The 26909-nt window shown below is 67.5% G+C and carries 25 protein-coding genes; 15 read left to right on the forward strand and 10 right to left on the reverse strand.

The genetic code is table 11. The features are described from left to right. Positions 1-71: 71 nt before the first annotated feature. Positions 72-932, reverse strand: a complete 861-nt coding sequence (locus L880_RS0102505) for a MetQ/NlpA family ABC transporter substrate-binding protein (protein ID WP_027474317.1) — start codon at positions 930-932, stop codon at positions 72-74. A gap of 127 nt (positions 933-1059) precedes the next feature. Continuing rightward, a complete protein-coding gene (locus L880_RS0102510; RefSeq protein ID WP_027474318.1) occupies positions 1060-1575 on the reverse strand; it encodes a nucleoside 2-deoxyribosyltransferase in 516 nt (171 codons plus the stop codon). A 274-nt stretch (positions 1576-1849) separates the two neighbouring features. Here L880_RS0102510 and L880_RS0102515 point away from each other — a divergent pair, with 274 nt between their 5' ends. Together L880_RS0102515 and L880_RS0102520 are read left to right on the forward strand one after the other, a co-directional pair. After that, on the forward strand, positions 1850-3595 hold the full coding sequence (locus L880_RS0102515) for a methyl-accepting chemotaxis protein (protein WP_027474319.1): 1746 nt from the start codon (positions 1850-1852) through the stop codon (positions 3593-3595). A 143-nt stretch (positions 3596-3738) separates the two neighbouring features. Next, complete coding sequence (locus tag L880_RS0102520; RefSeq protein WP_027474320.1) at positions 3739-4113, forward strand: response regulator transcription factor; 375 nt, start codon at positions 3739-3741, stop codon at positions 4111-4113. Between the two features lie 53 nt (positions 4114-4166). On the opposite strand, the gene L880_RS0102525 is transcribed toward L880_RS0102520, so the two are convergent. The 3 genes from L880_RS0102525 to L880_RS0102535 all read right to left on the reverse strand — a co-directional run bounded on the left by L880_RS0102525 (position 4167) and on the right by L880_RS0102535 (position 8787). Next, positions 4167-5510 carry a sigma-54-dependent transcriptional regulator gene (locus L880_RS0102525; RefSeq protein ID WP_027474321.1) on the reverse strand — a complete coding sequence of 448 codons (1344 nt, stop codon included), beginning with the start codon at positions 5508-5510 and terminating at the stop codon, positions 4167-4169. After that, positions 5503-7335: a sensor histidine kinase gene (locus L880_RS0102530; protein WP_051443010.1), complete on the reverse strand. Its 1833-nt coding sequence runs from the start codon at positions 7333-7335 to the stop codon at positions 5503-5505. The genes L880_RS0102525 and L880_RS0102530 overlap by 8 nt, the downstream gene beginning before the upstream one ends. A 144-nt stretch (positions 7336-7479) precedes the next feature. Next, positions 7480-8787, reverse strand: coding sequence for a dicarboxylate/amino acid:cation symporter (locus tag L880_RS0102535; protein ID WP_027474323.1), 1308 nt, complete (start codon positions 8785-8787; stop codon positions 7480-7482). Positions 8788-9203: 416 nt separating this feature from the next. Here L880_RS0102535 and ytfE point away from each other — a divergent pair, with 416 nt between their 5' ends. Next, complete coding sequence (gene ytfE, locus L880_RS0102540; protein WP_027474324.1) at positions 9204-9947, forward strand: iron-sulfur cluster repair protein YtfE; 744 nt, start codon at positions 9204-9206, stop codon at positions 9945-9947. 72 nt (positions 9948-10019) lie between these two features. Continuing rightward, positions 10020-10580: a hemerythrin domain-containing protein gene (locus L880_RS0102545; RefSeq protein ID WP_043328121.1), complete on the forward strand. Its 561-nt coding sequence runs from the start codon at positions 10020-10022 to the stop codon at positions 10578-10580. A 171-nt stretch (positions 10581-10751) separates the two neighbouring features. Here L880_RS0102545 and L880_RS0102550 read toward each other — a convergent pair whose 3' ends face one another. Together L880_RS0102550 and L880_RS0102555 are read right to left on the reverse strand one after the other, a co-directional pair. Further along, complete coding sequence (locus tag L880_RS0102550; RefSeq protein ID WP_027474326.1) at positions 10752-11015, reverse strand: acyl carrier protein; 264 nt, start codon at positions 11013-11015, stop codon at positions 10752-10754. Between the two features lie 61 nt (positions 11016-11076). After that, positions 11077-11775 (reverse strand): PepSY-associated TM helix domain-containing protein, encoded by a 699-nt coding sequence (locus tag L880_RS0102555; protein WP_027474327.1) that lies wholly within the window; start codon positions 11773-11775, stop codon positions 11077-11079. Positions 11776-12095: 320 nt separating this feature from the next. Here L880_RS0102555 and L880_RS0102560 point away from each other — a divergent pair, with 320 nt between their 5' ends. From L880_RS0102560 to L880_RS34150, 8 genes are all read left to right on the forward strand, one after another. After that, entirely contained in the window at positions 12096-14285 is a 2190-nt protein-coding gene (locus L880_RS0102560; RefSeq protein WP_027474328.1) for a TonB-dependent hemoglobin/transferrin/lactoferrin family receptor, read from the forward strand. A gap of 14 nt (positions 14286-14299) precedes the next feature. Then, positions 14300-14887 (forward strand): HugZ family pyridoxamine 5'-phosphate oxidase, encoded by a 588-nt coding sequence (locus L880_RS0102565; protein ID WP_245614886.1) that lies wholly within the window; start codon positions 14300-14302, stop codon positions 14885-14887. Positions 14888-14920: 33 nt separating this feature from the next. Then, the gene (locus L880_RS0102570) at positions 14921-16003 is read left to right on the forward strand and encodes a hemin-degrading factor (RefSeq protein WP_027474330.1); all 1083 of its coding nucleotides are present in this window, start codon (positions 14921-14923) and stop codon (positions 16001-16003) included. Further along, positions 16003-16899 carry a heme/hemin ABC transporter substrate-binding protein gene (locus tag L880_RS0102575; RefSeq protein ID WP_027474331.1) on the forward strand — a complete coding sequence of 299 codons (897 nt, stop codon included), beginning with the start codon at positions 16003-16005 and terminating at the stop codon, positions 16897-16899. The genes L880_RS0102570 and L880_RS0102575 overlap by 1 nt, the downstream gene beginning before the upstream one ends. Further along, positions 16896-17984, forward strand: coding sequence for a FecCD family ABC transporter permease (locus L880_RS0102580; protein WP_027474332.1), 1089 nt, complete (start codon positions 16896-16898; stop codon positions 17982-17984). The genes L880_RS0102575 and L880_RS0102580 overlap by 4 nt, the downstream gene beginning before the upstream one ends. Further along, positions 17981-18799 (forward strand): ATP-binding cassette domain-containing protein, encoded by an 819-nt coding sequence (locus L880_RS0102585; RefSeq protein ID WP_027474333.1) that lies wholly within the window; start codon positions 17981-17983, stop codon positions 18797-18799. The genes L880_RS0102580 and L880_RS0102585 overlap by 4 nt, the downstream gene beginning before the upstream one ends. Then, complete coding sequence (locus L880_RS34145; RefSeq protein WP_051442975.1) at positions 18796-19524, forward strand: energy transducer TonB; 729 nt, start codon at positions 18796-18798, stop codon at positions 19522-19524. The genes L880_RS0102585 and L880_RS34145 overlap by 4 nt, the downstream gene beginning before the upstream one ends. Before the next feature lie 123 nt (positions 19525-19647). Continuing rightward, on the forward strand, positions 19648-20283 hold the full coding sequence (locus L880_RS34150) for a Spy/CpxP family protein refolding chaperone (protein WP_051442976.1): 636 nt from the start codon (positions 19648-19650) through the stop codon (positions 20281-20283). 29 nt (positions 20284-20312) lie between these two features. Here the strand turns inward: L880_RS34150 and ccoG are convergent, their stop codons facing one another. Together ccoG and L880_RS0102605 are read right to left on the reverse strand one after the other, a co-directional pair. Further along, entirely contained in the window at positions 20313-21773 is a 1461-nt protein-coding gene (ccoG, locus tag L880_RS0102600; protein WP_027474334.1) for a cytochrome c oxidase accessory protein CcoG, read from the reverse strand. A 72-nt stretch (positions 21774-21845) separates the two neighbouring features. Further along, on the reverse strand, positions 21846-22286 hold the full coding sequence (locus tag L880_RS0102605) for a MarR family winged helix-turn-helix transcriptional regulator (protein WP_027474335.1): 441 nt from the start codon (positions 22284-22286) through the stop codon (positions 21846-21848). A gap of 91 nt (positions 22287-22377) precedes the next feature. On the opposite strand from L880_RS0102605, the gene L880_RS0102610 reads away from it, so the two are divergent. After that, entirely contained in the window at positions 22378-23574 is a 1197-nt protein-coding gene (locus L880_RS0102610; protein WP_027474336.1) for an HPP family protein, read from the forward strand. Positions 23575-23598: 24 nt separating this feature from the next. On the opposite strand, the gene L880_RS0102615 is transcribed toward L880_RS0102610, so the two are convergent. Continuing rightward, on the reverse strand, positions 23599-24501 hold the full coding sequence (locus tag L880_RS0102615; protein WP_027474337.1) for a LysR family transcriptional regulator: 903 nt from the start codon (positions 24499-24501) through the stop codon (positions 23599-23601). 162 nt (positions 24502-24663) lie between these two features. Between L880_RS0102615 and L880_RS0102620 the strand changes: the two genes are divergently transcribed. Both L880_RS0102620 and L880_RS0102625 read left to right on the forward strand, forming a co-directional pair. Further along, on the forward strand, positions 24664-25566 hold the full coding sequence (locus tag L880_RS0102620; protein ID WP_027474338.1) for an amino acid ABC transporter substrate-binding protein: 903 nt from the start codon (positions 24664-24666) through the stop codon (positions 25564-25566). A gap of 2 nt (positions 25567-25568) precedes the next feature. Continuing rightward, on the forward strand, positions 25569-26906 hold the full coding sequence (locus tag L880_RS0102625; RefSeq protein ID WP_027474339.1) for an aminotransferase class V-fold PLP-dependent enzyme: 1338 nt from the start codon (positions 25569-25571) through the stop codon (positions 26904-26906). The last annotated feature ends 3 nt before the right edge of the window (positions 26907-26909 follow it).

Here is a 26909-nt window from a genome sequence, read left to right on the forward strand (position 1 = left end):
CGGCTTTGGGCACCAGCGTAAACCGGGCTGCGGCATCTGTCGATGCGCGCATGCCCGGGGTCGGGGGAGGCTTATTTGCTGAAGTAGTCGGGCAGGCGGTAACCCGCCCATTGCGGGTTGGCGCGGAAGAACTGCTGGAACTCGGCCGACTGGTAGGCGGCCACGATGTCCTTGGCGAACTTCGCGTTCTGGTTGCTGCGTTTGACGGCCACCACGTTCACATAGGGCTGGGTCATGTCCTCGAGTTTGAGCGCTTCGGTCAGCTTGAGGCCCGAGGCGATGGCGAAGTTGCCCTGCACGGCGGCCAGATCGGCATCGGCCAGCGAGCGCGGTGCCTGGGCAGCGTCCAGGGGCACCAGCTTGAGCTGCTTGGGGTTGGCCACCACATCGCGCTCCGACACGCTGGTCGGGTTGACGCCGGGCTTGAGCTGAACCCAGCCCAGGCCGGCCAGTATGTTGAGGGCACGGGCCGCGTTCACCGGGTCGGCCGGCAGCGTGACGGTGGCGCCGTTGGGCACGGCGGCCAGGCTCTTGTGCCGGGCCGAGTACAAGCCCATGGGCGGCGTGGGCACGTTCACGATGGGCACCAGGTCAAAGCCCTGGCTTTTGTTGGTCGACTCGAGGTACAGCGTGTGCTGGAAGATGTTGGCGTCGATCTGGCCGCGCTCCACCGCGTCGTTGGGCTGCACGCCCTGGCTGAATTCGACATAGCGGATGTTGTAGCCCTGCTTCTTGAGCAGCGGCTCGATGCCCTTGCTGAAGGCGTCGCGGTAGGGCCCGGGCATGAAGCCCACGCTCAGATCGGTGGCCGCCGCAGTGGCGGGCAGGGCGCTCAGGAACAGGGGCAGCAGCAAGGCGCCCAGCCCGATCAGGCGGCGGGTGGGGGCGTGTGGGGCCAAGCGTGTCGGGGCGGTGCGGCGGATGTGAGGCATGGCGGGTACTCGGATGCGGGTGTTGGGTGGTGGGCCTGGGCGTCAGGCAAACCGGTATTGCAGCCTGAGCCGTGCCTTGGGCGAAGCGCGATTTCCGCATATCGAGATGCGCTGTGCGTTGGCCTCATCAGGGCGGTGCCGTCCTGTCCGCTGCCATGGCCTGCAGGCAGGCCGCCGCATCGCCGCGCACCAGTCGCACGCTGCAGGCCAGCATCAGGTTGAGTGGCAGGCCGAAGTCTTCCACCTGGTAGCCCTGGGCGTCGTAAAGCCGGCCATCGGGCCCAGCCTCGTGGGGCACACGTTGCAGCAGCGTGCGGTCGTCATCCACATAGGCCCACACGGGCTTGCCCAGGGCGTGGGCAAAGCCCACTTCAAAGGCGGTGCCTGAGTCGGGCTCCAGCCCCCGAAAGGGATTGAGGTTGGCCAGCACCGCATCGGCCTGCCGGATGGCGGCCAGGTTGCTCTGCAGTATCCAGTGGGCCAATGCCGGGCCCTGCAGATCGGGTGGCGGGCTGGGGTCGGTGGGGTAGTGGCCCACAAAGCCGTGCTGGCGGCACAGCTGCTGCAGAGCCTGGCCGTGTTCGGCGGCATTGGGGCGGAACACGTCAAAGCCGGCGAGGTAGAGGTGGGTGGGGGCGTTCATGGGTGCTTGGGAATCGGTGGCTGGTGCAGCCCTGATGGTCGCCGATCCAGCCGATGGCAAAGCGGCGGAGCTGGTTTTGTTCTTATGAAAAACAAAAATGACAAAAAAGCTATTTTGATAGATTAAACTGCCAATAAACGCTTTTATTGGTGTTTTCCTTGACAGGAAAGTATCTAAAAAATCAATTTAAATGATACTAATGCTTGCTTATCATGGTTTCATAGATATGATGCAGTGTGATTTTTGAACATTCCATTGACTGACCGAGGCCATCATGAACACCCTGAGACAACTGAAGATTGGCGCCCGACTGGGCCTGGCATTCGCCGCCGTGTTGCTGCTGCTGACCCTGCTGGGGGGCTTTGGCATGTACCAGACCAGCCAGGCCAACTTCTATGCCAAGGATTTGGGCACCAACTGGCTGCCCAGCGTGAAGGTGTTGGGCGATATCCGGGCCACGCTCAACGACATCCGTCGCGCCAGTCAGAGGCACATCCTGGAAATCTCGCCAGAGGGAAAGCTGGCACAACGGCAGCGACACGATGGTGATCTACAAAACAAGCTCCCTAAATTGCTGGCACTGTATGAGTCGCTCATCGCCACCCAAGAGGAGAGTCAAGGCTTTGAGAAGATCAAGAGCAGTTTGGAAAAGTACAAGGCTCTGGACACGAAGCAGATGCAGTTGGCCGAGGGCTCGGAGGCCGACATCATCGAGGCCCGCAAGCTGTCTATCGGTGAAACCTCTCAAGCTTTCGCCGAATTGACGACCTATGTTGGCAAGAGCGTGGACATCAACATCGATGGCGCCGACAAGTCAACGGCCGCCGCCGCCGTCAGCTACCAGCAGGCCTTGATGGTGTCGGGCGGCGTGATCGTCATCGCCGTGCTGATGGGGGCCGTGCTGGCCGTGGCGGTCACGCGCTCCATCACCCAGCCTCTGATCACCGGCGTGACGGTGGCCGAGGCGGTGGCCCAGGGCGACCTGACCTCGAAGTTCGACATCCAGGGACGCGACGAGCCGGCCGATCTGCTGCGTGCCTTGCAGCACATGAACGACCGCCTGGTCGACATCGTGGGGCAGGTGCGCCTGAGCAGCGACAGCATCGCCACCGGCTCGGCCGAGATTGCCACCGGCAACGCCGATCTGAGCCAGCGCACCGAGCAGCAGGCCAGCAACCTCGAAGAGACGGCGGCCTCGATGGAAGAGCTCAACAGCACCGTCAAGACCAATGCCGACACGGCCCAGCAGGCCAACCGCCTGGCGACAGAGGCCACCCATGCCGCAGAACAGGGGGGCGCCGTGGTGGGCCGGGTGGTGGCCACCATGCAGGACATCTCGGCCTCGTCAAAGAAGATCTCGGACATCATCGGCGTGATTGACGGCATTGCGTTCCAGACCAACATCCTCGCACTGAACGCCGCTGTGGAGGCGGCCCGTGCCGGTGAGCAAGGCCGTGGCTTTGCCGTGGTGGCCAGCGAGGTGCGCAGCCTGGCTGGTCGTTCAGCAGAGGCGGCCAAGGAGATCAAGAGCCTGATCGGCGCCAGTGTCGAGAAGGTGGAGAACGGCACCACCTTGGTCGATGAGGCCGGCCAGAGCATGGAAGGCATCGTGAACCAGGTCAAGCGCGTGAGCCAACTGATCAATGAGATCTCCAGCGCCTCGATGGAGCAGAGCAGCGGCATCAGCCAGATCGGCGATGCGGTGAACCAGCTCGATCAGGTGACGCAGCAGAACGCGGCGCTGGTCGAAGAGAGCGCGGCGGCCGCCGACAGTCTGAAGAACCAGTCTCAGCGCCTGGCCGAGCTGGTGTCGGTGTTCAAGATCGACGGCCAGCCCAGCCGGGTGGGGCTGGCCAGCGCGGCACCGCTGCCATCGCGTCAGTTCAGCAAGGCACCGGTCATTGCACCCCTGCCCAAGGCCGCCGCCAAGCAGCCCAGCCTGGCCAAGGCGCCCAGCCCGGCGCTGACCAGCTCGGCCAAGGCCACTGCCGGGGCCAATGAAGACTGGGAGTCGTTCTGAGTCAACGCTGCACGCACCCAGTGGGGTGCCTGCGCTGGCGTGGATAATCGACTCCCCTGCGCCTGCCTGCTGGTTGAGGCGCGGACATGTGCAACGCGTGGTTCTGCGACCTGAAGCCATCACGCCAACAGCGAGGCGGGAAAATGATCAAACTGCTGATCGTCGACGACCAGGAAGACATCCGCCAGCTCTTGCGCATGGCCACAGAAAGTGTGGCTGCGGACGTGTACGAGGCTTGCGATGGCCCCCAGGCCTTGGCCCTCTGGGAGCAGAAAAAGCCGGACATCATCTTGCTGGACGTGATGATGCCCGGCGGGCTGAGCGGCTTCGACGTGTGCCGGGCCATCCGCGCCAAGGGCGGCCCGCAACCCAAGATCATCATCGTCAGTGCCCGCGAGCGCCTGGACCACCATTACGAGGGTTTCGAGGCCGGCGCCGACGAGTACCTGATCAAGCCCTTCAACCTGATGGCCCTGGTGAAGATCGTCAAGGAGATGGCACAGGCGCTGCAGCGGTAGGCGCACTGAGCGCACTGAGAGCAATGAGCACGCTGGGCCCGCCTGGCGTGGGCTCAGACGCTGCCCTGATCCAGCCCGTGCTTTCGGATCTTGTCGTGCAAGGTGGTCTTGGCCACGCCCAGGGCTTCGGCGCTGCGCGCCAGGCTGCCGCCATGGCGGCGCAGGGCGTCCGCAATCAGGGCCCGTTCAAAGGCTTCGACCGTGCCGGCCAAGGGCTGGGCCTTGGCTGCGCCGGTGGTGCCTGAGAACGGTGGCGAGCCCCCCTCGATGCCCAGCACGCAGCGCTCGGCCACGTTGCGCAGCTCACGCACATTGCCGGGCCAGGGGTAGGCCATGAGCTGGCGCATGCGCTCGGCGCTGGTCTCGGGGGCCGGGCGCTGGTGCCGGGCGGCACCTTGCAGCGCAAAGTGCTCAAACAACAAGGGAATGTCTTCACGCCGCTCGCGCAGCGGCGGCAGGGCCACGGTGGCCACACTCAGCCGGTAGTACAGGTCGGCCCGGAAGCGGCCCTGGTCGGCCAGGGCCAGCAGGTCGGTCTTGGTGGCGGCGATCACGCGGCAGTCGATGGGGATCAGCGTGTTGGAGCCCAGGCGCTCCAGCGTGCGCTCCTGCAGCACGCGCAGCAGCTTGATCTGCATGCCCAGCGGCATGCTCTCGATCTCGTCGAGGAACAGGGTGCCGCCGTTGGCGTGTTCGATCTTGCCGATGCGTTTCTTGGCCGCACCGGTGTAGGCCCCGGCCTCGTGGCCGAACATCTCGCTGTCGAACAAGGTGTCGGGCAGGCCACCGCAGTTGATGGCCACAAAATGGCCCTGGCGGCGCGGGCTGGCCTCGTGCAGGCAGCGCGCCACCAGCTCTTTGCCGGTGCCGGTCTCGCCCTGGATCAGCACATCGGCCGCGCTGCTGGCCAGGCCCGCCAGCATCTGGCGCAGGCGCTGCATGCCGGGTGCCTGGCCCAGCAATTGGCCTTCGATGGTGTCGCGCTGGGCCAGTTGGCGGCGCAGCTCGCGCACCTCCAGCACCAGGCGCCGCTTCTCCAGCGCGCGGCGCACGGCACTCACCAGGTACTCGGGGGCGAAGGGCTTCTGGATGAAATCGTGGGCGCCATCTTTCATGGCCTGCACGGCCATGGCAATGTCGCCGTGGCCGGTGATCAGGACCACGGGCAGCTCGGGGTCCAGGGCCATCAATTCGCGCATGAAGGTCAGCCCGTCGCAGCGCGGCAGACGGATGTCGCTGACCACGATGCCGGCAAAGTCGGGCCCCAGGCGCTTGCGCGCCGCCTCGGCGCTGCCCACGCTGTCGCAGGCAATGCCTTCGAGTTGCAGGGCCTGCTCGCAACCCAGCACGATGTCGGGGTCGTCTTCGATGATCAGGACTTTGAGGGCGTCAGTCATGAGGGGGGCTCATTGTGTCAGAGGGCTCGTCGGGGGCTCTGGGCAGTTCCAGGGTGAACACGGCGCCGCCCTCGGGGTGGTTGGCTCCGCTCAGGCTGCCCTGGAACTCGCGCACGATGCCGGCCGACAGGGCCAGGCCCAGGCCCAGGCCCACGCCGGCTTCCTTGGTGGTGAAGAAGGGTTCGAACAGGTGGGCCCGCACGGCCTCGGCCAGGCCGGGGCCGTGGTCGCGCACCTGTACCTGCACCCGGTCGGCCTGCTGGCTACAGCGGATGTCGATGCGCGGTCGCTCGGGGGCGTGAACCGCATCGAGCGCATTGCCGATCAGGTTGATCAACACCTGCTCCAGCCGGTTGCCATCGCACAGGGCCACCGGGCAGGGGCTGCTGGCAGGGCACTGGATGACGGCCTGGCTTTCGGCGATTCGGCCTTCGAGCACGGCCAGGGCATTGGCCACCGCCTGGTCCAGCGGCACAGGGCGGCTGGCCACGGGCGACTTGTGGGCGAACGAGCGCAGTTGCCCGGTGATGCGGCCCATGCGGTCGGCCAACTGGGCCATGCGTTCGAGGTTGGTGCGGGTGGTGGCCAGGTCGCCGCGCTCCAGAAATCGCAGGCTGTTGCCCGACAGGGTGCGCAGCGCGGTCAGGGGCTGGTTCAGCTCGTGCGCGATGCCGGTGGACAGCTGGCCGATGGCGGCCAGCTTGCCGGCCTGCACCAGCTCGTCCTGGGCTGCACGCAGGTTGGCCTCGGTGCGGGTGCGCTCCGTCACCTCGGCCTGCAGTCGGTGGTTGCTGGCCCACAGATCGGCGGTGCGCTGCTCCACCTTGCGCTCCAGCTCGTCGTGGGCGGCCTGCAGGGCCTCGCGCGCGGCCAGCCGGTCTTTCAGGTGGCGGCGGCGTTCGTTGAGCATCAGGCCCAGCACGAACAGCAACGCCGCACCGATGAGGGCGATCAGGGCGTGGCTTTGGGCAATCTCGTCGACCTGCTCCAGGTGCGAGAGCACGGTCAGGGTCCAGGGGGTGCCGGGCAAGGCCCGCGACTGCGCCAGAAAGCGGCCGGCCACAGGGTAGACCGAGACCATCTCGGGGCGCTCTTTGGCGATGCTGACCAGGCGGGCGCCGTGGTCCAGCTCGCGCAGCTCACGCAGGCCCAGGGGCTTCAGGGCGCGGCGGTTGTACTGCTGGGTCTGGTCGAAGGCCTTGGCCGTGGCCTCGTCCAGCGTGCGCAGGGTGGTGAACTTCCAGTCGGGCACCGAGCCCAGGATGACCACGCCGTTCTCGTCGCTGACCAGCACCGGGGCCTCCACCGTGGTCCAGGATTGTTCGAGCTGGTCCAGGCTGACCTTGATCACGGCAATGCCCTGGGTGCCGCGGGCATCGACCAGGGTCGAGGCCAGGTAGTAGCCCGGTTCACCCCGGGTGGTGCCGATGCCGAAGAAGCGACCGCTGCCCTGGGCCACGGCATCGCGGAAATACGGGCGAAACGACAGGTTCTCACCCAGGTAGCTGTCGGCGCGGCGCCAGTTGCTGGTGGCCAGCACCAGGCCCTGGGGGTTGATCACATAGATGGCCAGGGTGCCGGCCCGGTCGTTGAGCTGCTCCAGGTAGGCATTGACCTTGTTCGGCGGCTTCTGGCCAGCCGGGTGGGCCAGCAGGTCCAGCACCTCGGCCTGCAGCTCCAGGGTGCCGGGCAGGAAGGCGTATTTGCCGATCTCGCGCTCCAGGCTGGCGGCATACAGGTCCAGCCTGTGCAGGCCGGTGGCCTGGATCTCGGCCAGGCCCAGGCGCTGCGCCATCTGGTAGGCACCCAGGCTGCTCAGGCCCATCAGGGCCAGCAGCAGCAACAGGATGGGGGCAAAGCGCGGTGCACGCTGCAGGTGGCGTGCAAAGGTGCTAAAGAGAAACTTTGGAGGCATGGGCGGCTGACGGAGATGGTAGCAGTGCCGCCAGCCCCCGGGGGCTGGAGGGCCTCAGGCGCGGGCGGCCACGGCGCTGTCGTCACCTTCCACCGGCAGCGCTTCTTCGGCTTCGGCCAGGGCCGGGTCCACGGGCGAGATGGCGCCTTCCCACTTGGCCACCACGGCGGTGGCGATCGCGTTGCCCAGCACGTTGGTCATGGTGCGCCCCATGTCCAGGAAGTGGTCGATGCCCAGGATCAGCAGCACGCCCGCTTCAGGCAGCTTGAACATCGGCAGCACGGCGGCCACCACCACCAGCGAGGCGCGCGGCACCCCGGCAATGCCCTTGCTCGACACCATCAGCACCAGCAGCATGGTGATCTGCGCGCTCAGCGGCATGTCGATGCCGTAGGCCTGGGCGATGAAGATGGCCGCGAAGGTGGTGTAGATCATCGAGCCGTCGAGGTTGAACGAATAGCCCAGCGGCAGCACGAAGCCGGTCACGCGCGGGCTCACGCCAAACTTTTCGAGCTGTTCCATCAGCTTGGGGTAGACCGATTCGCTGCTGGCGGTCGAGAAGCCGATCAGCATCGGTGTGCGCACCAGCTTGACCAGGCGGAACACATCGCGGCCCAGCACCAGGTAGCCTGCGGCGATCAACACCAACCACAGGGCGGCCAGGGCCAGGTAGAAGCTCAGCATGAAGCGGCCGAACACGCTCAGCATGCCAATGCCCTGGGTGGTGATGGCGCCGGCCACGGCACCGAACACGCCCACGGGGGCAAAGCGCATCACGTAATCGGTGACCTTGAGCATCACGTGCACCACCTCATCGAGGGTGGCCACCAGCGAACGGGCGGCCTGGTTGTGCAGGTGCCCCAGGGCCAGACCGAAGAACAGCGAGAACACCAGGATCTGCAGGATCGAGTTGCTGGCCATCGACTCGACGATGCTCTTGGGGAACACCTGGGTGATGAACTCTTTGAGGTTGAGCGATCCGGTCTTGAGCTGGGTGCTCGTGCCCGCATCGGGCAGCGGCACGCTCAAGGCGGCGCCGGGCTGCAGCAGGTTGGCAATCACCAGGCCCAGCAGCAGCGAGACCAGCGAGGCGCTCAGAAACCAGCCCACGGCGCGGGTGCCGATGCGGCCCACGGCCTTCGAGTCACCCATGTTGGCCAGCCCGGCGGCCAGCGTGGCAAAAACCAGCGGCGCAATGATCATCTTGATCATGCGCAGGAAGATGTCGGTCAGGATGCTGAAGTAGCCCGCGATGTCTTTCGCGGCTTCGGGGCTGGGGGCATATTCATGGCAGGCATAGCCGACCAGCACGCCCAGGACCATGGCCAGGATGACCAGGGTGGTCAAGCGATTGAGTTTCATGTTGTTTTCCGATGGATGCGATCTGTCGTCCGAGGGGGCGGAAGTCCCTGTCGACCAGGCCGCACCCAGCCCACGCCCGGCCACCCGTTGAAGGGGGCGCTGCGCGAATCGGGTCAGTTCTTGTCTCCAGGAAATTCAGGGCCACGCCAGGCGCAGCCGCCTTCTGTTTTGCACGGAGCGTGCCAGTCCTTGCCGTGCGCAAGAGGCTTGATTTGAAAGGGAAATTTCGGACCCCTGGCAGGCTTCTGGTCGGAAATCCGAATCCTGCGTCCGGATGGGTGTTCGGAAATCCGAATGCTTGGCGCCGTTGCGGCAACTGGCCCCGATCTGCACAGGGTTTTAAAAAATCATTCGACAGGCATGTTCTTGTTTTTTAAGATGTGCAAGTAATACATCTATTTAAAAAGGACCTCTCCATGAACACCGCCGAGCTCGAACCCACAGCCGCCCAGGCCACGGCCAACCCCCTCATTGACCAGGCCCTGGGTCGCATTGCGGTACAACTGCCGGGTGCCACAGCGGTGTTCCGCCGCCTCAAGCTCGACTTTTGCTGTGGGGGTCAGATCAGCCTGGGTCAGGCGGCACAAGACAAGGGGCTGGACCTGGCGGCGCTGCTGCGCGAACTGGGCGGCCTGCAGCGTGACGACACCCCCACGGCACCGGTGCAGGCGCCGGCCCTCATCGACCACATCCTGGAGCGTTTTCACGCGGTGCACCGCGAGCAGCTGCCCGAGCTGATCCGCATGGCACGCCGGGTCGAGGCGGTGCACCGTGATCATCCCCAGGTTCCGGCCGGCCTGGCCGCGCACCTGGAGCACATGGAGCAAGAGCTGCTGGACCACATGGCCAAGGAGGAGAACGTGCTGTTCCCCATGCTCAAGGCCGGCGGCAACGCCTTTGTACCGCAACCGATCGCCATGATGCGCCATGAGCATGTGTCCCACGGCGCCGAACTGGCCCGCATGCTGGCCCTGGCCCACGACATGGTGCCGCCCCCCGGGGCCTGCAACACCTGGCAGGCGCTGTATGCCGGGCTGCAGCAGTTCCATGACGACCTGATCCAGCACATCCACCTCGAAAACAACCTGTTGTTTCCGCAGTTCGAGCCGGCCATGGCCCAGGCGGCCGGTGCGTGCGAAGGGGCTTGTTCCTGCGCATGAAGGCTGTCGCGCGGTGAGGGTTTGCCGCATGATGTCCTGTGATGCCACCATCTGCCACCTGCTTCGCCCGCCATGAACGCCACCGTCCGACTCGCCAACCCCTCTTTGCTGCCCGGCCGCCCCGGGCCAGACGCCAGCTATGCGGCCCCTTACGAGATGCTGGCCGCATGCCACGACAAGGTGCTGCGCATGCTCGACCTGCTGGAACGCCTGCAGGCCCACCTGCGTGAACAGGGGCCTGACGGCCAGGCGGCGCAGGCCGCGCAGGCCGCGCGCGACGTGATGCGCTACTTTGACCTGGCCGCGCCGCTGCACCATGAAGACGAGGAGCGGCATGTGTTCCCGCTGCTGTTGCACAGCGGCAACCCGGCCTGGGTGGCCCTGGCTGGGCGATTGCAGCAGGAGCACCGCGCCATGGCCCCGGCCTGGGCGGCGCTGCGCCAACAGCTTGAACGGGTGGCTGCGGGTCAGGGCCAGTCGCTGCAGGCCGAGGGCTTTGCCAGCCTGTACCGTGCCCACCTGCAGGCCGAAGACGAACTGGCCTACCCAAGCGCGCGTGGCCTGTGCAACGAGGCCTTGAGCGCTGAAATGAGCCGCGACATGATGCAGCGCCGAGGCTTGCCGGGGCTGTGACGCCCCCGATCAAGGGGTGATGAAAAGCGGGCCCGCCTCGCCAGGGTGGATTCATGTCTGCCCACCATTGAGAAACTGAAAGAAAAGGCGTTCAGACTTGGAGCGAGGCAGGCCCTGAAACAGCCTGCAGGGCAGGGTGGCCGGCCCGGGCCAGGTAGCGGGTCTTCCGGGCTAGGCGCCTTGCGCGGCGGCGGGCCGGTCGAGGTGCTCGCGGATGACGGTGCTCAGCTCGTCCAGCGTCAGGCGTTCTCTGGCGCTTTCCACGCGTTCCTCGGGAATGCGCACCTGGAAGGCATCTTCCAGCGCGAAGACAAACTCCATCAACGACAAGGAATCCAGGCCCAGGTCCTGCAAGGTGGCGCTGGGCTTGATCAGCGCCCCCTCCACGTGAAATTTGTCCATCAGGATCTGCTGGACGGTGTGCTCGATGTTCATGGGGGTGTTTGAAGCAGGTGTTGTCTGTGTGAGGGGCGTTTGGCGGGCCGGGCCGGGCGGCTTACAGGCGGGCCAGGACCATGCCCAGTGCCGTCAGCACCGAGACACTGAAGATGCCCACCCCCACGGCGCGTCGGCGGTTCATCTGCACCCACAGGATCACGCCCGAGATCGACAGAAAGACCATGCTGCCCGCGATCGTGTCGACCAGCAGGATCCAGGGCACGGTCATGCCCGTGCCCTTGTGCAGATTGGTCAGCGCAGCGATGAAGCCGTGCTGTGTGGTGTTGATGCCGACGGAGCGGTTGCCCTTCCAGTACTCGACCTGCACGGTCTCGTGCGGGCCACCGAAGTTGAACACCCAGCGCTCCGGCTGGCGCGGCGCCTCACCCTGAGTGGCGCCTTTTTCGGCCCAGGGCAGGGCTTTGGCGGGGTCGATGCGCACGCTGTTGGGCGGGCCCGAGAAGCCCAGCGCGGGGGCCAGCCATTGGCCCATGGCCTCGGGGGTGCTGGGGGGCGGGTCGGCCAGCGCCATCTGGGCATGGCTTTTCTGCTGGTTCAAGGGCAGCTTGAGCACGGCCCGGTGGTTCAGCCAGATGCCGCTCAGGCCAAAGACCAGGCCCAGCAAGGCGCCCCACAGCCCGATCCAGCCGTGGGTCTTGCGCACCCAATGCACAAAGCGCGAGTAGGTCTGGTGGCGGCGTTTGGCGCGGGCGGCATCTGCCGACGGGTTCTTGGCGCTGGCTTCTAGGGTTGTCATGGCAACAAGGCGTGGGTGGGGCGGGGCACTGGATCGGTGCTTTTCTGTCAAGGGGGCAGGTGACCGTTCAGACATCGAATGATAACCATTATCATCTAATCCAATGACCTGCCAGCGAGAAGTCTTCTTCATGAAGGTGTCTCAAATAAGAATAAATCTCATCTAGAATGCAAACAACGCTGGGGTCAAAAGCCCGGCGCCAAGCCCTTTGCCGTCCTGGCCGTCTGGCTGGGATGCTGTCCTCGGGCTTTCTTTCGTCACACCCTCTGCACCAGCAAGCGCTTGCCAGCCAGTGCCTAAATTCAGTTTTAGGAACCACCATGCTGCGCAAGAAGAAGATCGCGCTGGCGCTGGGCCTGGTCTGGGGCTCGGCCCCGACCCTGCTGCTGGCCCAGTCCGCTCCGCCGCCACAGGCCGAGCCCACCCGCCTCGATGAGGTCACCGTCAGTGCCACCCGCTCGGAACGCCGGGTGGACAAGGTGCCGGCCACCGTGACCGTCACCCCGGCCGCCCAGATCGAGCAGAGTGGGGCACGCGACATCAAGGATGTGTTCCGTGATGAGCTCGATGTGTCCGTGCGGGCCGCGCCCACCCGCTTCACCGCCGCCGGGGCATCCACCGGCCGGGCCGGCAACGAGGGCATCAACATCCGGGGGCTGGAGGGCAACCAGGTGCTGATGCTGGTCGATGGCATCCGCGTGCCCAACAGCTTCTCCTTCGGCTCGTTTGCCTCCGGTCGGGGTGACTACCTCGATGTGGATGGCATCAAGACCGTCGAAGTGCTGCGGGGCCCGGCGTCCACCCAGTTCGGCAGCGATGGACTGGCCGGCGCGGTCAGCTTTCGCACCCTCGACCCGGGCGATCTGCTCAAGCCGGGGCAGACCGTGGGGGGCTTTGCGCGCTCCAGCTATGCATCGGTGGACCGGTCCTGGTCCAACACCCTGGGCGTGGCCGGCGCCGATGAGCGTTGGCAGGGCATGTTGCTGGGCAGCTACCGCCAGGGCCACGAGGTGGGCAACCAGGGCAGCAACGGTGCCTTGAACGCCAACCGCACCACGCCCAACCCGGTGGACTACAACAACCGCTACCTGCTGGGCAAGGCGTCTCTGAAGATCGACCCGACCCAGCAACTGGGCTTCACCTTCGAAACCCAGAAGCGCAAGCAGGACACCGAGGTCTACTCGGCCCGGGCCGTGCCGCCGCTGAGCTCGACCAGCGTCATCGATCTGGACGCGCGCGACCACATCGAACGCAACCGCCTCTCGCTGGAGCACCGCTTCAACGACCTCAACGCCCTGGGCATTCAGCGCGCCGAAACCCGCCTCTACTGGCAAGACGCCAAGGTCAGCCAGTACGGCGCCGAAGACCGCTACACCGCAGCCGACCGAACCCGTGACACCCGCTACCGCAGCAAGGTGGCCGGCTTCTCGACCCTGCTCGAAAGCAATCTCACGGGCTGGCTCAACCAGCGCCTCACCTATGGTGCGGATTGGAGCCGCAGCAAGATCAGCGGGGTGCGCGACGGCACGGTGCCGCCCTTTGGCGAAACCTTTCCGACCAAGCCCTTCCCGGACACCGACCACGTGCTGGCCGGCGCCTTTGTGCAAAGCGAGATCCAGGCCGGGGCGTTCAGCATCGTCCCGGGCCTGCGCTTCGATCACTACAAGCTCTCACCGTCCACCGCAGGCTACAGCGGCACGGCCGTCAGCCTGTCCGGCCAGGCCGTCACGCCGCGCCTGGGGGTGGTGTGGCAATGGGCACCAGCCTTCGCGCCTTATGGCCAGTGGGCCAAGGGCTTTCGGGCCCCCACGCCCGACCAGGTCAACAACGGTTTCAGCAACCTGGCTTCGGGCTACACCACCGTCGGCAATGCGAATCTGAAAGCCGAGCACGCCGACAGCCTGGAGCTGGGCTTTCGCGGCCGACTGGAGCGGGTGCGCTACTCGGTGGCGGCCTTTGACAACCGCTACCGCGACTTCATCAGCCAGCAGGCGGTGGGGGGCGCCGGCACGGCGGCCAACCCGACGGTGTTCCAGTACATCAACCTGGCCAATGCCCGCATCCATGGCCTGGAGGCGCGCTCGGAGTGGGCCCTGGACCGGGGCTGGACGGCCACCGCCGGCTTTGCCTACGCCAAGGGCCACAGCGAAGCCAAAGGCGTCAAGACCCCGCTGGACACGGTTCAGCCCTTCAGGCTGGCCCTGGGGCTGCGCCACGAGCAGGCCACCTGGGGGGCGCGTGCCCAGCTGGTGCACAGCGCCGGCAAGGCCAGCAGCGACATCTCCACCGGTGCAGCGCAGTTCTCCCCACCGGCCTACAACGTGCTGGACCTGGGCTGGCACTGGAAGCTGCGGCCCCAGGTGACCCTGAACGCCAACCTCAACAACGTCTTCAACGCCCGGTACTGGCGCTGGTCCGACGTCAGCGGCCTGGCTGCCAGCAGCACGGTGGCCGATGCCTACACCGCACCCGGGCGCAATGCCCAGGTCTCTGTTCGTTACGACTTCTGAAGAAAGGACCCGTCATGTCCCAGACGATGCCCCAGACCACCCTCAAGACCACGCTCAAGACCCCCGACCTCCTGGCCGTGATGGACGAATGCCGCCGCTTTCCCGGGCAGTTCCAGAGCCTGCACCTGGCCACCTGCAACGCCGACGGCGAGCCCGAAGCCAGCTATGCGGCCTATGTGGAGCACCAGGGCAGCTACTACGTCTACACCAGCGAGCTTTCGGCCCACACCGCCAACCTGGCGGCCCGCGGCCGCAGTTCAGTGCTGTTCATCGAGAGCGAGGCCCAGGCCAAGCACCTGTTTGCACGCCGTCGCCTGACCCTGCAGTGCGCCGCCACCGAGTGCCCACGCGGCAGCGGCGAGTTCGACCTGGTCCTGGACCGGTTCGTGGACCAGTTCGGCGGCTTCATGGCGATGCTGCGCAAGCTGACCGATTTCCATCTGTACCGCCTGCAGCCGCTCAGCGGTGCTTATGTGGCCGGCTTTGCCCAGGCCTACACCCTGGGGGGCGAAGGCCTGAGCGAGATCCGGCACCGGCGCGAGCAAGGCCACCGCAGCCCCGATCAGGCCACCGCCGTGGCCCTGGACGCAGCGGCGCGGTGACGCCCGCAGCCCTCCCACTCTTCAGGAGCTTTCATGAACGCTTCCCCCCAGTCCCTCCGCGATTCATTTCGCCTGCTGCGCGGCGACGGCAAGGTCCGGCACCGCGACATCGCCCAGCAACTGCGCGTGTCCGAGGGCGCGTTGATCGCGGCGCACACCGGCACGCCGCCCGACGACCCGCAGGCCCTGCTTCAGGCCACGCGCCTGCGCCCCCAGTGGCCCGCCATCGTGCAGGCCTTGCCGAGCCTGGGCGAGGTGATGGCCCTGACGCGCAATGCCTCTTGCGTGCATGAGAAGACCGGCACCTACCGCCAACCCTGCGTGCACGAGCAGGTGGGCCTGGTCTTGGGCCCTGACATCGACCTGCGCCTGTTCTATTCGGCCTGGGCCCATGGCTTTGCCGTGCAGGAGCGCACGGGCCAGGGCCTGCAGCGCAGCCTGCAGTTCTTCGATGCGGCGGGCATGGCCCTGCACAAGGTGTTTCTGCGGCCTGCCAGTGATGTGGCGGCCTATGCCGAGCTGGTGCAGGCCTGGGCCGACCCCGACCAGACGGCCCGCCTGGGCATGCAGGCATCGGCGCCCCGCGAGCCCGAGCGGGCCGATGCCGACATCGACGTGACCGGCCTGCGCCAGGCTTGGGGCGCCTTGCGCGACACCCATGATTTTGCGGGCCTGCTCAAGGCCTTCGGCACCACCCGCACCCAGGCCCTGCGCCTGGCCGAGCCCCGCTTCGCCCAGGCCGTGCAGCCCGAAGACTGCCAGGGCCTGCTGCAAGCCGCGGCGGCACAAGGCGTGGCGATCATGGTCTTTGTGGGCAACCCGGGGGCCATCCAGATCCACACCGGCCCGGTGCGCCAGGTGGCGGTCATGGGCCCCTGGCTCAATGTGCTCGACCCGGGCTTCAACCTGCACCTGCGCGAAGACCACATTGCCAGCGCCTGGGTGGTCAGAAAGCCCACTGTCGACGGGCTGGTGAGTTCGCTGGAGCTGTTCGACAGCCAGGGCGACACCCTCGCCATGCTGTTCGGTGCCCGCAAGCCTGGGCAGCCCGAGGCCTGCGACTGGCGAGCCCTGCTCGACACCCTGACTGAGGAGCGCCGCCCATGTCTGGTGTGATGTCCCCGATCGTTGGCGCGGGTGTGGACGCCGCCCGGCGCCGCCATTGCCTTCAAGGTGGGCTGCTTGCGGTGGCTTGGCTCACGTCGGCCGCACGTGCCGCCCCGGCCCGCCAACGCATCGTCAGTGTGGGCGGCGCGCTGACCGAAATCGTGTACGCCCTGCAGGCCCAGGCCGATCTGGTGGGGGTGGACACCACCTCGCTGTTCCCGGAGGCGGCGCAAAAACTGCCCAGCGTGGGCTATGCCCGCACGCTGTCGGCCGAGGGGGTGCTGGCGCTGGCGCCCACCCGGGTCATTGCCACCGAAGATGCGGGCCCCCCGGGCGTGATCCGCCAGCTGGCGAGCGCCGGCGTCGAGGTGTCGGTGCTGCCGGCCAGGCACCGCTTCGAGGGCCTGTGCGAGCGCGTTCAGCGCGTGGGCGAGCTGACCGGCCGGGTGGCCGAAGCCCGGGAGTTGCAGCAAAGCCTGGTGCAGCAGTGGACCCGCGTGCAGGCACAGGTGGCTGGGCGGGCCGGCAAGCCGCCCCGGGTCTTGTTTGTGCTGGCCCATGCGCCCAACCAGATCATGGTGGCCGGGGCCGACACCAGCGCCCAGGCCATGCTCGACTACGTGGGCGCGCGCAACGTCATCAGCGGCTTCAGTGGCTACAAGCCCTTGACGCCCGAGGCGGTCATCGCGGCGCAACCCGAGCTGGTGCTGTTGACCGATCAGGGCCTGAGCGCCGCGGGCGGGGTGGACGGCATTCTCCGGCTGCCGGGCCTGGCCCACACCCCGGCGGGGCAGCAGCGCCGCGTGCTGGCCCTGGAGGCCATGTTTCTGCTGGGTTTCGGGCCCCGGCTGCCAGCGGCGGTGGCGGCCCTGGATGCGGCCCTGGCCCGGGCCATGAAGGCATGAGCGCGCCCGCTGTGTGGGGCGCCCAGGCTGGGGCGCGCTGGCGGGCCTCGCCCGCACTGTTGTTGGCCGCAGCGCTGTTGCTGGCCGGGGTGCTGGCCGTTCAGGCTGGCGCGGTGCCCGTGGCCGGGCGTGACTGGTGGGCCCTGCTGGGGCCCTCGGCTTCTGCCCCAGATGCGTCCCTGGATGCGCCGGCCGGCCTGAGTGGGGGCGCCTATGTGCTGTGGCACATCCGCCTGCCCAGGGCGGTGTTTGCCATGCTGGTCGGCGCCAGCATGGGGCTGGCCGGGGCCTTGACGCAAGGCCTGTTCCGCAACCCGCTGGCCGACCCCGGTTTGCTGGGCGTGAGTGCGGGCGCGGCCTGTGCCGCGGCGCTCACCATCGTGCTGGTGTCGGGGCCTGTGCTGGCCCTGCCGCAGGCCGGGCGGGTGTGGGCCCTGCCGGTGGCGGCCTTTGCCGGGGCGCTGGGCGTGTGCTTCACGCTCGACCGTGTGGCGCGCTGGATCACGCCCGGCTCCATCTCGGGTCTGCTGCTCACCGGGGTGGCGCTGAACGCGCTGGCCGCCGCCGTCATCGGCCTGTGCACCTACCTGGCCACCGACGAGCAGTTGCGCAGCCTGTCGTTCTGGACTTTGGGCTCACTGGCCGGCGCCCAGTGGGGCCTGGTGCTGCTGATGGGGGCCTTGCTGCTGGCGGCTGTCTGGCCCTTGCGGCAGATCGTGCGCTCCCTCAATGCCTTGGCTCTGGGCGAGGCCGCTGCGGCCCATGTGGGGGTGGATGTGCAGCGCCTGCGTGGCCGGGTCATTGTGCTGGTGGCGGTGTTGGCAGGTTTTTCGGTGGCCTGGTGCGGCATGATCGGCTTCATCGGTCTGATTGCCCCGCACCTGGTGCGCGTGTGGGTGGGGGGTGATCAGCGCCGGGTCTTGCCGCTGTCCTTGCTGATGGGCGGCCTGCTGCTGCTGGTGGCCGACACCCTGGCCCGTACCGTGGCCATCCCGGCGGAGATCCCGGTGGGCATCTTCACGGCCTTGCTGGGCAGCCCGTTCTTTCTGTTCTTGCTGCGCGGGGCGCGGGGGCGGATCGCATGAACCCTCTTTTGACCCTGCAGGCCGCCACCCTCGAGGTGGGCGGCCAGTGCTTCGGCCCGTTTTCGCTGCAGCTGGCCGCAGGCGAGCGCGTCGCCGTGCTGGGGCCCAGCGGAGCGGGCAAATCGACCCTGCTCAAGCTCATGTCGGGCGAGCGCCGGCCCGCCCAGGGGCAGGTGCTGTTCCAGCAGCGGGCCACGGCCGATTGGCCACTGGCGGCGCTCAGCCAGCACCGTGCGGTGCTGCCCCAGGGCGGCGACGTGGCCTTCGGGCTGCCCACCGAACTGGTGATCGGCCTGGGCCGGGTGGCCCGGGTGCACGACCCGCATTGGGCCAGCATCGTGCGGGACGCCGCCGGGCTGGCCCATGCCGGCCACCTGCTGGGGCGGCGCTTCGATACCTTGTCGGGGGGCGAGCAGGCGCGGGTGCAACTGGCCCGCATCTTTGCCCAGTTGTGGGACACCCGGCAGGGCCTGGTGCTGGTGGATGAACCCCTGGCAGCGCTGGACCCAGGGCTGCAGTGCGAGCTGCTGGACAGCCTGGACCACTACGCCAGCACCCGACAGCATGCCCTGGTGGCCATTCTTCACGACATCAACCAGGCCCTGGCGGGCTTTGATCGGCTGCTGCTGATCCGCCAGGGCCGGCTGGTGGCCGATCTGCCCGCCACGGCGCAGTCGCTGCCGGCGCTGGAGTCGCTGTACGGCGTCAGCCTGAGCTGCTTCACCGATCGCCACGGGGCGCTGGTGGTGGCCCCCTTGCGCCCGCCCCGGGGCAAGGTGCCAGCACTCTCCCAGCCTGGAGAGGCGCTGGCATGAAGCCCAGCCGATCGAGTCGCGGCTGGCGGGTGGCCTGCCTGAGCCTGCTGCTGCATGGGCTGGCGCTGCTGGGCCTGCTGCAGCTTGGGGGGCGGGCCGCGCCGGCCGATCGCCCACGCGGCGCGCCCCTGCTGGCGCTGGTCTGGGTGGCACACCCGCCGGCGCCGGCCCCGGTCAGTCACGCTGCCTCGGACCCCGTGCCCCACCCCCTCAGGCCGCCGACACGCCCCGTCCGCGCTTCCAGCGCTGCTCAGTGGGCGCCGCAGCGCGTGGCGAACCGTGAGCCGTCCTCGCAGGCATCACCGCAGGTCGAGGCCGTGCCTGAGGCGCCGGCTTCCAGCCCCCTGGCCCTGGCGGGGCAGGGCGCGCCGGCCGCCCCGGCGCCAAGCACCCGTGTCGCCTCCAGCGCCACAGTGGCCGCTCCTGCAACCCCTGCCGCTGAACCCCAGGTCGGCGCCCGCCCCGACTACGCCTACAACCCCCCGCCCGACTACCCGCTGGCGCTGCGCGAGCAGGGGATTGGCGGCGTGGTCTGGTTGCGGGTCTGGGTGGACGGCGACGGCCGCCCTGGTGAAATCCGCCTGGCCCGGGGCAGCGGCTACCGCCTGCTTGACGATGCGGCCGTGCGGGCCGTCAGGCACTGGCGCTTTTTACCGGCCCGAAGCGGCGATCAGACGATTGCCAGCTGGGTCGAGTTTCCGATCCGCTTTGCGCTCAGTGGCTGATTGCACTCGGGCCATGTTTCTGGGGCATTGCGAGACCGATACCTGATCGCGTGCAAGCGTTTACGCCCTGGTAACACGAGGCCACTAAGCTGGGAACCCAGTACCTTTTCAGGGAGTTTGAAGATGTTGTCGATTCGAAGAAGCAGCCCGCTGCTGCTGGCACTGGGCACGGCCCTGTGGATGAACCTTGCGCCGGCTCAGGCCCAAAACGCCCCTGGCGCCGATGCGGTGCCCACGTTTGGCCCGGCGCCAGCCCTGCAGCCCCAGCGCCGCGATGCCCTGCAGCACGCCCAGTTCCGCTTGAACGAGTTGCAGCGCAAGCTGAGCCTGTCGGCCGATCAAAAAAGCGCCTGGGACACCTGGTCATCAGCCGAGCTGCAGGCCCTGAAGCAGGGCATCGAGCAGCACCAGGCCTGGCAGGCCGCCCACACATCGCAAGGACCGCAAGGCCAGCCACCGGCCGAACTGAGCGCGCCGCAGCGCATGGCCCAGGCCATTGCCCACCTGCGTGATCACAAGTACCTGCTGGATCAGCACCTGCAGCAACTGGAGGCCCGGCAGGTGCGCACCCAGGCTTTTTACGACACGCTGGACGCCAAGCAGAAGACCATTTTTGACCTGCTGGTGCACCCTGGCCCCCCCGGCCCGGGCCCGCACGGCATGGGCGGCCCTGGTGGCCCGGGGGCGCATGAACCCGGCGCAGGCTTTCGTGTGGGCCCGGGCCCTGGCGCCCCGATGAGGTCGGCCCGCAAGCCCTGAGTGTCCGACAGGGCCCGGCGTGGCAGGCCTCAGCGGGGTACCACGAAAGTGGTCTTCTCGGTGATGGCGCTTTCGCCCGCGCCCTGATCCCCCGGAGCGCGCTCCCGGGTGATGCGCAATTGCAGCGGCAACACCTGCCCCCGGTGGCTCTCGGCTTCGCCGCCCGCCAGCGTGAGGCTCAGCGCCAGCGTGCCGATGCCGGTGGCGGGCACGCTCAGCCCCGGCTCGCTGGCCAGGGCGAGCCCGGGCGGGCCCAGCACCTCCACCTTGAAGCGGTGGGCCTGCTCGGTGCTGTTGATCACCTGCAGCCGGTACACGTTCTCGATGTCGCCACGCCCCACCTGGCGGGCCAGGGTGCCACGGTCCTTGATCACGTTCACGGCAAAGTCGTGGCGCTGCACCAGGCTCAGCGCAAAGCCCAGGCAGGTCAGCGACAGCAGGCCCGCGTAGATCAGCACCCGCGGGCGCAACACGCGGCGCAGCAGGGCGGCGTGTGGCAGTTGCTGTTCCATGGCGTGGCCCGAGCTGTAGCGGATCAGCCCGGGCGGGTAGCCCATCTTGCCCATCACGTCGTCACACACATCGATGCAGGCCGCGCAGGCAATGCATTCGTTTTGCAGGCCCTGGCGAATGTCGATGCCCGTGGGGCAGACCTGCACGCACAAGGTGCAGTCGATGCAACTGCCCAGGCCCAGGCTGGCCGGGTCGGCCTTGCGGGGCCGTGAGCCGCGTGGCTCGCCGCGCCGGGTGTCATAGGCAATCACCAGGGAGTCCATGTCGATCAGGGCGCTCTGGAAGCGGGCATAGGGGCACATGTACTTGCAGATCTGCTCGCGCATGTAGCCCGCATTGCCATAGGTGGCCAGGCCATAGAACAGCACCCAGAACCACTCCCAGGGCGAGAACGCGCCCAGCGCCAGTTCCCGGCTCAACTCCCGGATCGGGGTGAAGTAACCCACAAAGCTGAAGCCCGTGAACAGCGCCACCCCCAGCCACAAGGTCTGCTTGAGCGCCTTGCGGCCCAGCTTGCGGGCCGACCAGGGCGCCGCGTCCAGGCGCATGCGGGCCTGGCGGTCGCCTTCCACCCGCCGCTCTATCCACAGAAAGATCTCGGTGTACACCGTCTGCGGGCAGGCGTAGCCACACCACAGGCGCCCGGCCACCGCCGTGAAAAAGAACAGCGACAGGGCCGCAATCACCAGCAGCGCAGCCAGGTAGATGAAGTCTTGCGGCTGCATCACCAGGCCCAGGATGTAGAAGCGCCGCTCGCCCAGGTCAAACAGCACGGCCTGGCGGCCGTTCCAGTTCAGCCAGGGCAGGCCATAGAAGAACAACTGGGTCAGCCACACCATCACCCAGCGCCAGCGCGCAAAGCGCCCGCTGACAGAACGCGGGTACACCTTGGCCTGGCTGGCGTACAGCGAGACCATCTCCGGGCCATCGTCTTGGGCCGGTTCGGGCTGGATCGGGATCACACGGGGGCTGTTCATGCGGGCACCTGCTGGGTTGTGCATTTCAAGTGCATACAAAATGCAACTTAAAGATCAAAAAAAGGGCCGGCTTCAGCCGGCCTGGTGGTCGTTGAAGGCGGAGATGTTGGCCACCTGGAACACCCCGGACAGCGATTGCAACTCGGCCCGATGGCGCCCGGCCAGGCGCTCCAGGCATTGCTCGCCGGCCTCGCTCAGGTGCACCTCGACCTGGCGGCGGTCGGTTTCGCTGGGCTGGCGCAGCACCAGGCCCGCCGACTCGCAGCGCGACACCAGGGCCACCACGGCGTGGTGCACGGTCTGCAGGCGCTCGGCCAGTTCACCCACCGTGGCCCAGCTGCGGCCAGGGGTGCCCTTCACGTGCAGCATCAGCAGGTATTGCTGGGGCGTGAGGCCTTCGGATTGCGCGGCGTCTTCGCTGAAGCGCAGAAAACGCCTGAGCTGGTAGCGGAATTCAGACAGCGATTCATAGTCGCGCTTTTGAAGCGGGGTGGGGCGGGGGGCTTGGGGCATGGAGATCGAAGGACCGTCGGGCTGCTTGAAATTATATATCGTGACGTGATGTAATTCGCGCCCTGACTCTCACCGCAGCCTCGCTCACTCCATGTCCACCCACCTCATCAGCTGGCTGCAGCGCCAATGGCCCACGCCATCCCCGGTCGACCCGATCGAACGCCTGCGCGCCAGTGCCGGCGCCTTGATCGGGATCCTGCTCACCGGCCTGGTCAGTGCCTGGGCCTTGGGGCCGGGTGCGGGGGCCTTGTGGCTGGCTGCGCCCATGGGGGCCTCGGCCGTGCTCTTGTTTGCGGTGCCCTCCAGCCCGTTGGCCCAGCCCTGGTCCATGGTGGGTGGCAACCTGGTGGGGGCGCTGGTCGGGGTGACCTGCGCACGCTTCATCGAGGCGCCTGTGCTGGCCGCGGCGCTGGCCATTGCCTTGGCCATTGCGGCCATGTTTGCGCTGCGCTGCATCCACCCACCCTCGGGGGCGGTGGCGCTCACGGCCGTGCTGGGCGGCGCGCCGGTGCACCAGGCGGGCTATGGTTTTGTGCTCACCCCCGTGGGGCTGAACACCGCCTTGCTGCTGCTGATTGCCGTGCTCTACAACAAGGCGGTGGGCCGCCGCTACCCGCACACGGCCCTGCCCGATGCCCGCAGCGTGCACCACACCGACGACCTGCGCCCTTCGGCCCGCCTGGGCTTCCGGCCCGAAGACCTGGCCCGCGTGATGCAGGACTACAACCAGGTGCTCGACATCAGCCGTGACGACCTGGCCGATCTGTTCCTGCAGACCGAGATGAAGGCCTTCCGCCGCCGCTTCGGCTCGGTGACCTGCGGGCAGATCATGTCGCGCGATGTGGTGTCGGTGGTGTTTGCCACCGAGCTGGGCCAGGCCTGGCGCCTGATGGAGCGCCATGCCGTGTCGGCCCTGCCCGTGCTGGATCGGGTGCGGCGGGTGCAGGGCATCGTCACCCGGGCCGATTTTCTGGCCCATGCCCAACCCCGGCGCTACCCGGGCCTGAGCCGGCGCCTGCAGCGCCTGCTGCAGGCCTCACCGTTCAGCCACAGCAGCAAGGCCGAGGTGGTGGGCCAGATCATGAGCCCCCAGGTGCGCACCGTGCTGGACACGCAGCCCATGGTCGAGCTGGTGCCCCTGATGTCGGACCAGGGCCTGCACCAGGTGCCCGTGGTGAACGCCGAGCGCCGCCTGGTGGGCATGGTCACGCAAAGCGATCTGGTGGCGGCGCTGTACGAGGTCAGCCTGGCGCACCTGGATGATGGCGCGCACAAGCCCTCGACCTGATGTCAACGAGCGATGGCCGGGCGCTCAGGCCGGCGCCGTCTGAAACGCCCGCGAGAAATCGCAGCACGACTGGGCCAGCATGATCAGCGCCGAGGTCAGCGTGCTGCGCACCTCGCCCTTGTACAGGGCCACATACGGCACGGGGGGCAGGGCGGGCTCCACATCGATGACAGCCAGCATGCCCAGCGACACCAGCGGGGCCATGCACTGGCGTGGCAGGTAGCTGGCGCCAAAGCCCGACAGGGTCAGGCTGGTGAGGGCGATCAGGTTGCTGACCACGATCGCATCGGTGGTCTCGATGCCCTGCTCGCGCAGCCAGGCGTCGTACAGGCGGCCGGTGCCCGAGCTGTCGCCCTGCACCAGCAAGGGCACCCGGGCCAGCTCGTGCAGGCGCGTGGTGCCCGCGGGCACCAGGCCGGGCTTGGCCATCCAGGCGCTGTCGACCTGGCCCACCACCTTGGATCGCAGCCGGGTGTCGGCAAATGCGTCGGGCACCAGGATCAGGTCAAGCTCATCGGCCAGCAGCTTGTCGCGCAGTGGCAGGCTGCCGTCGACATCGGGCTCCAGCTTCACCTTGGGGTAGTGTTCTTGTACCAGGGCCACCAGGCGGGGCAGCCAGGTCATGGCGGTGAGCTCGGTCACGCCGATGCGCAGGCGCCGCTCGATCACCTCGGGCTTGGCAAACTGCTCCACCGCCAGGTCCCGCTCTCGCAGCAGCTTGCGCGCCAGCAAGAACATCTCTTCGCCCTTCTCGGTCAGGCGGGCCGTGCGCTGGCTGCGGTCGAACAGCGGGGTGTCGAACACCTGCTCCAGCTCATGCACCCGCTTGGACACCGCCGACTGCGAGGTGTGCAGCTTCTGCGCGGCCTGGGCAAAGCCGCCGAGCTGGACGATCCAGTACAGGGCTTCGAGTTGCTTGAAGGTCATCATGGTGCGTCTTCCAATCGCTTTATGGAATGTTAAAGCACAACAAAAAATCGCTTTTTTTGAATTGAGGGGCGCTCCAGAATTCAGCCATCCCCCATCAGCACCGTTGCCGGGGGCCGAACCGATCACCCCGCCAGTCCCCTCGAATGGAGTCTCAGCACCATGAAACGCCTTGCCAAATTGCCGCTTGCCCTGCTGCTCGGTGCAGCCCTTGTGTCCCAGATCGCTTCGGCGCAAGACATCGACACGCTGCGCAAGATCAAGGACAGCGGGGTCATCCGCATCGGCAGCCGCGACAGCTCCATCCCGTTCTCGTATGTGGCCAAGGGCGGCAGCGACCCGATCGGGTTCTCGAATGACATCTGCCTCAAGATCGTCGAGGCGGTGAAGGCCAAGCTGGGCCTGCCCGCGCTGCGCGTGGAGTACACCACCCTGACCTCGCTCAACCGCATGCCCCTGATGCAGAACGGCACGGTCGACCTGGATTGCGCCACCACCACCAACTCGGTGGCGCGCCAGCAACTGGTGGCCTTTGCCCCCAGCCATTTTGTGGCGGGCATCACGGTGGCCGTCAAAAAGGACTCGGGCATCAACAGCCTGGCCGATCTGACGGGCAAGACGGTGGCCACCGTGGCCGGCAGCACCTCGATCCAGCTGCTGCGCGCCTACAAGCGCGCCGAGAACGTGGAGGTGCAGGAGATCACCGGCAAGGACACGGCCGATGCCTTCTTGCTGCTCGCCAGTGGGCGCGCCGTGGCCTATGTGCTGGACGATGTGCAACTGGCCGGCCTGATTGCCACCTCACCGCGCCCGGGCGACTTCCGCATGCTGCACGACGTGGTGCTGCGCCAGGAGCCCTACGGCATCATGTACCGCAAGAACGACCCGGCCTTCCAGGCCGTGGTGGACGACACCGTCACCCAGTTGATGAAGTCGGGCGAGATCGAGCGCCTGTACGCCCGCTGGTTCACCCAGCCCATCCCGCCGAGCAACATCAACCTGAACTTCCCGATGACCGAAGGCATTCGCGAGGCCTACCGCAACCCCAGCAAGAAGGGGGTCTGAGCATGGCAAGCATTGCCTCGACCTACCCGCAGGGCCTGCTGTTTCCGCCCGCGTTGATGCAGGCGGTGCGCGAGCGCTTTTTGCAGATCGAGCACGACCACCAGGGCCGCCCGCGCCTGTACTTTGACAACGCCGGAGGCTCGTTCCGGCTCAAGGCGGCGGTCGAGCGCTTTGCGCTGATCGATGCCGTGCCCGACAACACCGAGCGCATCCACCCGGTGGCGCGTGAGTTGCAGGCCATCCAGGCCGCCGGCACGGCCGACTTCCGCATGATGCTCCATGCCGAGGGCGGCAGCGTCTTCGCCGCCCTGACCGCCTCGGCCGCCATGTTCGACATGGTGCGGGCCATCGCGCAGAACGTGCCCGGCCGCAACCTGGTCACCACCGCGCTGGAGCACCCCTCGTCGTACGACGCCATGGAGCGCTATGCCCGCGAAACCGGGCGCGAACTGCGGGTGGCCCCCAGCAACCCGCAGACCGGTGGGGTGGATGTGGAGGCCATCGTGCGCCTGGTGGATGCCGACACGGTGCTGCTCAACGTGATCTATGCCTCCAACATCTCGGGCGCCAAGCTCGATCTGGAGCAGATCGTGGCCCGGGCGCGGGCCATCAAACCCGATCTCTACATCGTGGTCGATGCCGTGCAGCACGCGCCCCACGGGCTCATCGACCTGCGCAAGACCCCGGTGGACGGCATCAACCTGGCGCCCTACAAGTTCTTTGGCTGCCGCGGCTCGGGCCTGGCCTGGTTGTCGGAGCGTGCCGCCCTGCTGCCCCACCACAAGCTGGCAGGCAAGAGCGCCAACTTCTGGGACCTGGGCAGCTCGTCACCCTGGCAGTTTGCCGTGCTGCAAGAGGTGGCCGACTACGTGTGCTGGTTGGGCCAGCAGGCGGTGCTTGAGTTGCCCGGCCTGTGGCCCTCTGCAGAGGCCGCCGCCTCACGCCGTGCGCTGTTCGAGGCCGGCATGGAGCGCATTGCCCTGCATGAACGGGCCCTGCTGGCGCGGCTGCTGAACGGCAGCGCGGCCCAGCCCGGCCTGCGTGCCCTGCCGGGCGTGCAGGTCTACCTGGACCACGACGACCTGGCCAGCCGCGACCTCATCATCGCGCTGGGGGTGGACGGGCTGGACTGCACCCAGGCCGTGCACGAATACGGCCTGCGCGGCGTGACCGTGTACGAGCGCAGCGTGGCCAGCCTCTACTCGCGCCGCATGCTCGAATCCCTGGGCCTGCAAGGCGCGGTGCGTGTATCGCCCCTGCACTGCAACAGCCCGGCCGAGGTGGATGCGTTCCTGCGCATCACGCAGGAGCTGGCCCAGGCGCAGCTTGCGGCAGCCTGAGGC

It is taken from the genome of Curvibacter gracilis ATCC BAA-807, assembly GCF_000518645.1.
Classification (GTDB): domain Bacteria; phylum Pseudomonadota; class Gammaproteobacteria; order Burkholderiales; family Burkholderiaceae_C; genus Curvibacter; species Curvibacter gracilis.

Coding starts and splice junctions, on each gene's coding strand:
- L880_RS0102510 (WP_027474318.1), bottom strand. CDS start 1,575: ATGAACGCCCCCACCCACCTCTACCTCGCCGGCTTTGACGTGTTCCGC.
- L880_RS0102615 (WP_027474337.1), bottom strand. CDS start 24,501: ATGACCTTCAAGCAACTCGAAGCCCTGTACTGGATCGTCCAGCTCGGC.
- L880_RS0102520 (WP_027474320.1), top strand. CDS start 3,739: ATGATCAAACTGCTGATCGTCGACGACCAGGAAGACATCCGCCAGCTC.
- L880_RS0102560 (WP_027474328.1), top strand. CDS start 12,096: ATGCTGCGCAAGAAGAAGATCGCGCTGGCGCTGGGCCTGGTCTGGGGC.
- L880_RS0102610 (WP_027474336.1), top strand. CDS start 22,378: ATGTCCACCCACCTCATCAGCTGGCTGCAGCGCCAATGGCCCACGCCA.
- L880_RS0102535 (WP_027474323.1), bottom strand. CDS start 8,787: ATGAAACTCAATCGCTTGACCACCCTGGTCATCCTGGCCATGGTCCTG.
- L880_RS0102505 (WP_027474317.1), bottom strand. CDS start 932: ATGCCTCACATCCGCCGCACCGCCCCGACACGCTTGGCCCCACACGCC.
- L880_RS0102570 (WP_027474330.1), top strand. CDS start 14,921: ATGAACGCTTCCCCCCAGTCCCTCCGCGATTCATTTCGCCTGCTGCGC.
- L880_RS0102515 (WP_027474319.1), top strand. CDS start 1,850: ATGAACACCCTGAGACAACTGAAGATTGGCGCCCGACTGGGCCTGGCA.
- L880_RS0102625 (WP_027474339.1), top strand. CDS start 25,569: ATGGCAAGCATTGCCTCGACCTACCCGCAGGGCCTGCTGTTTCCGCCC.
- ccoG (WP_027474334.1), bottom strand. CDS start 21,773: ATGAACAGCCCCCGTGTGATCCCGATCCAGCCCGAACCGGCCCAAGAC.
- L880_RS0102565 (WP_245614886.1), top strand. CDS start 14,300: ATGTCCCAGACGATGCCCCAGACCACCCTCAAGACCACGCTCAAGACC.
- L880_RS0102550 (WP_027474326.1), bottom strand. CDS start 11,015: ATGAACATCGAGCACACCGTCCAGCAGATCCTGATGGACAAATTTCAC.
- ytfE (WP_027474324.1), top strand. CDS start 9,204: ATGAACACCGCCGAGCTCGAACCCACAGCCGCCCAGGCCACGGCCAAC.
- L880_RS0102545 (WP_043328121.1), top strand. CDS start 10,020: ATGAACGCCACCGTCCGACTCGCCAACCCCTCTTTGCTGCCCGGCCGC.
- L880_RS0102585 (WP_027474333.1), top strand. CDS start 17,981: ATGAACCCTCTTTTGACCCTGCAGGCCGCCACCCTCGAGGTGGGCGGC.
- L880_RS0102555 (WP_027474327.1), bottom strand. CDS start 11,775: ATGACAACCCTAGAAGCCAGCGCCAAGAACCCGTCGGCAGATGCCGCC.
- L880_RS0102620 (WP_027474338.1), top strand. CDS start 24,664: ATGAAACGCCTTGCCAAATTGCCGCTTGCCCTGCTGCTCGGTGCAGCC.
- L880_RS0102530 (WP_051443010.1), bottom strand. CDS start 7,335: ATGGGCCTGAGCAGCCTGGGTGCCTACCAGATGGCGCAGCGCCTGGGC.
- L880_RS0102525 (WP_027474321.1), bottom strand. CDS start 5,510: ATGACTGACGCCCTCAAAGTCCTGATCATCGAAGACGACCCCGACATC.
- L880_RS0102580 (WP_027474332.1), top strand. CDS start 16,896: ATGAGCGCGCCCGCTGTGTGGGGCGCCCAGGCTGGGGCGCGCTGGCGG.
- L880_RS0102575 (WP_027474331.1), top strand. CDS start 16,003: ATGTCCCCGATCGTTGGCGCGGGTGTGGACGCCGCCCGGCGCCGCCAT.
- L880_RS34150 (WP_051442976.1), top strand. CDS start 19,648: ATGTTGTCGATTCGAAGAAGCAGCCCGCTGCTGCTGGCACTGGGCACG.
- L880_RS34145 (WP_051442975.1), top strand. CDS start 18,796: ATGAAGCCCAGCCGATCGAGTCGCGGCTGGCGGGTGGCCTGCCTGAGC.
- L880_RS0102605 (WP_027474335.1), bottom strand. CDS start 22,286: ATGCCCCAAGCCCCCCGCCCCACCCCGCTTCAAAAGCGCGACTATGAA.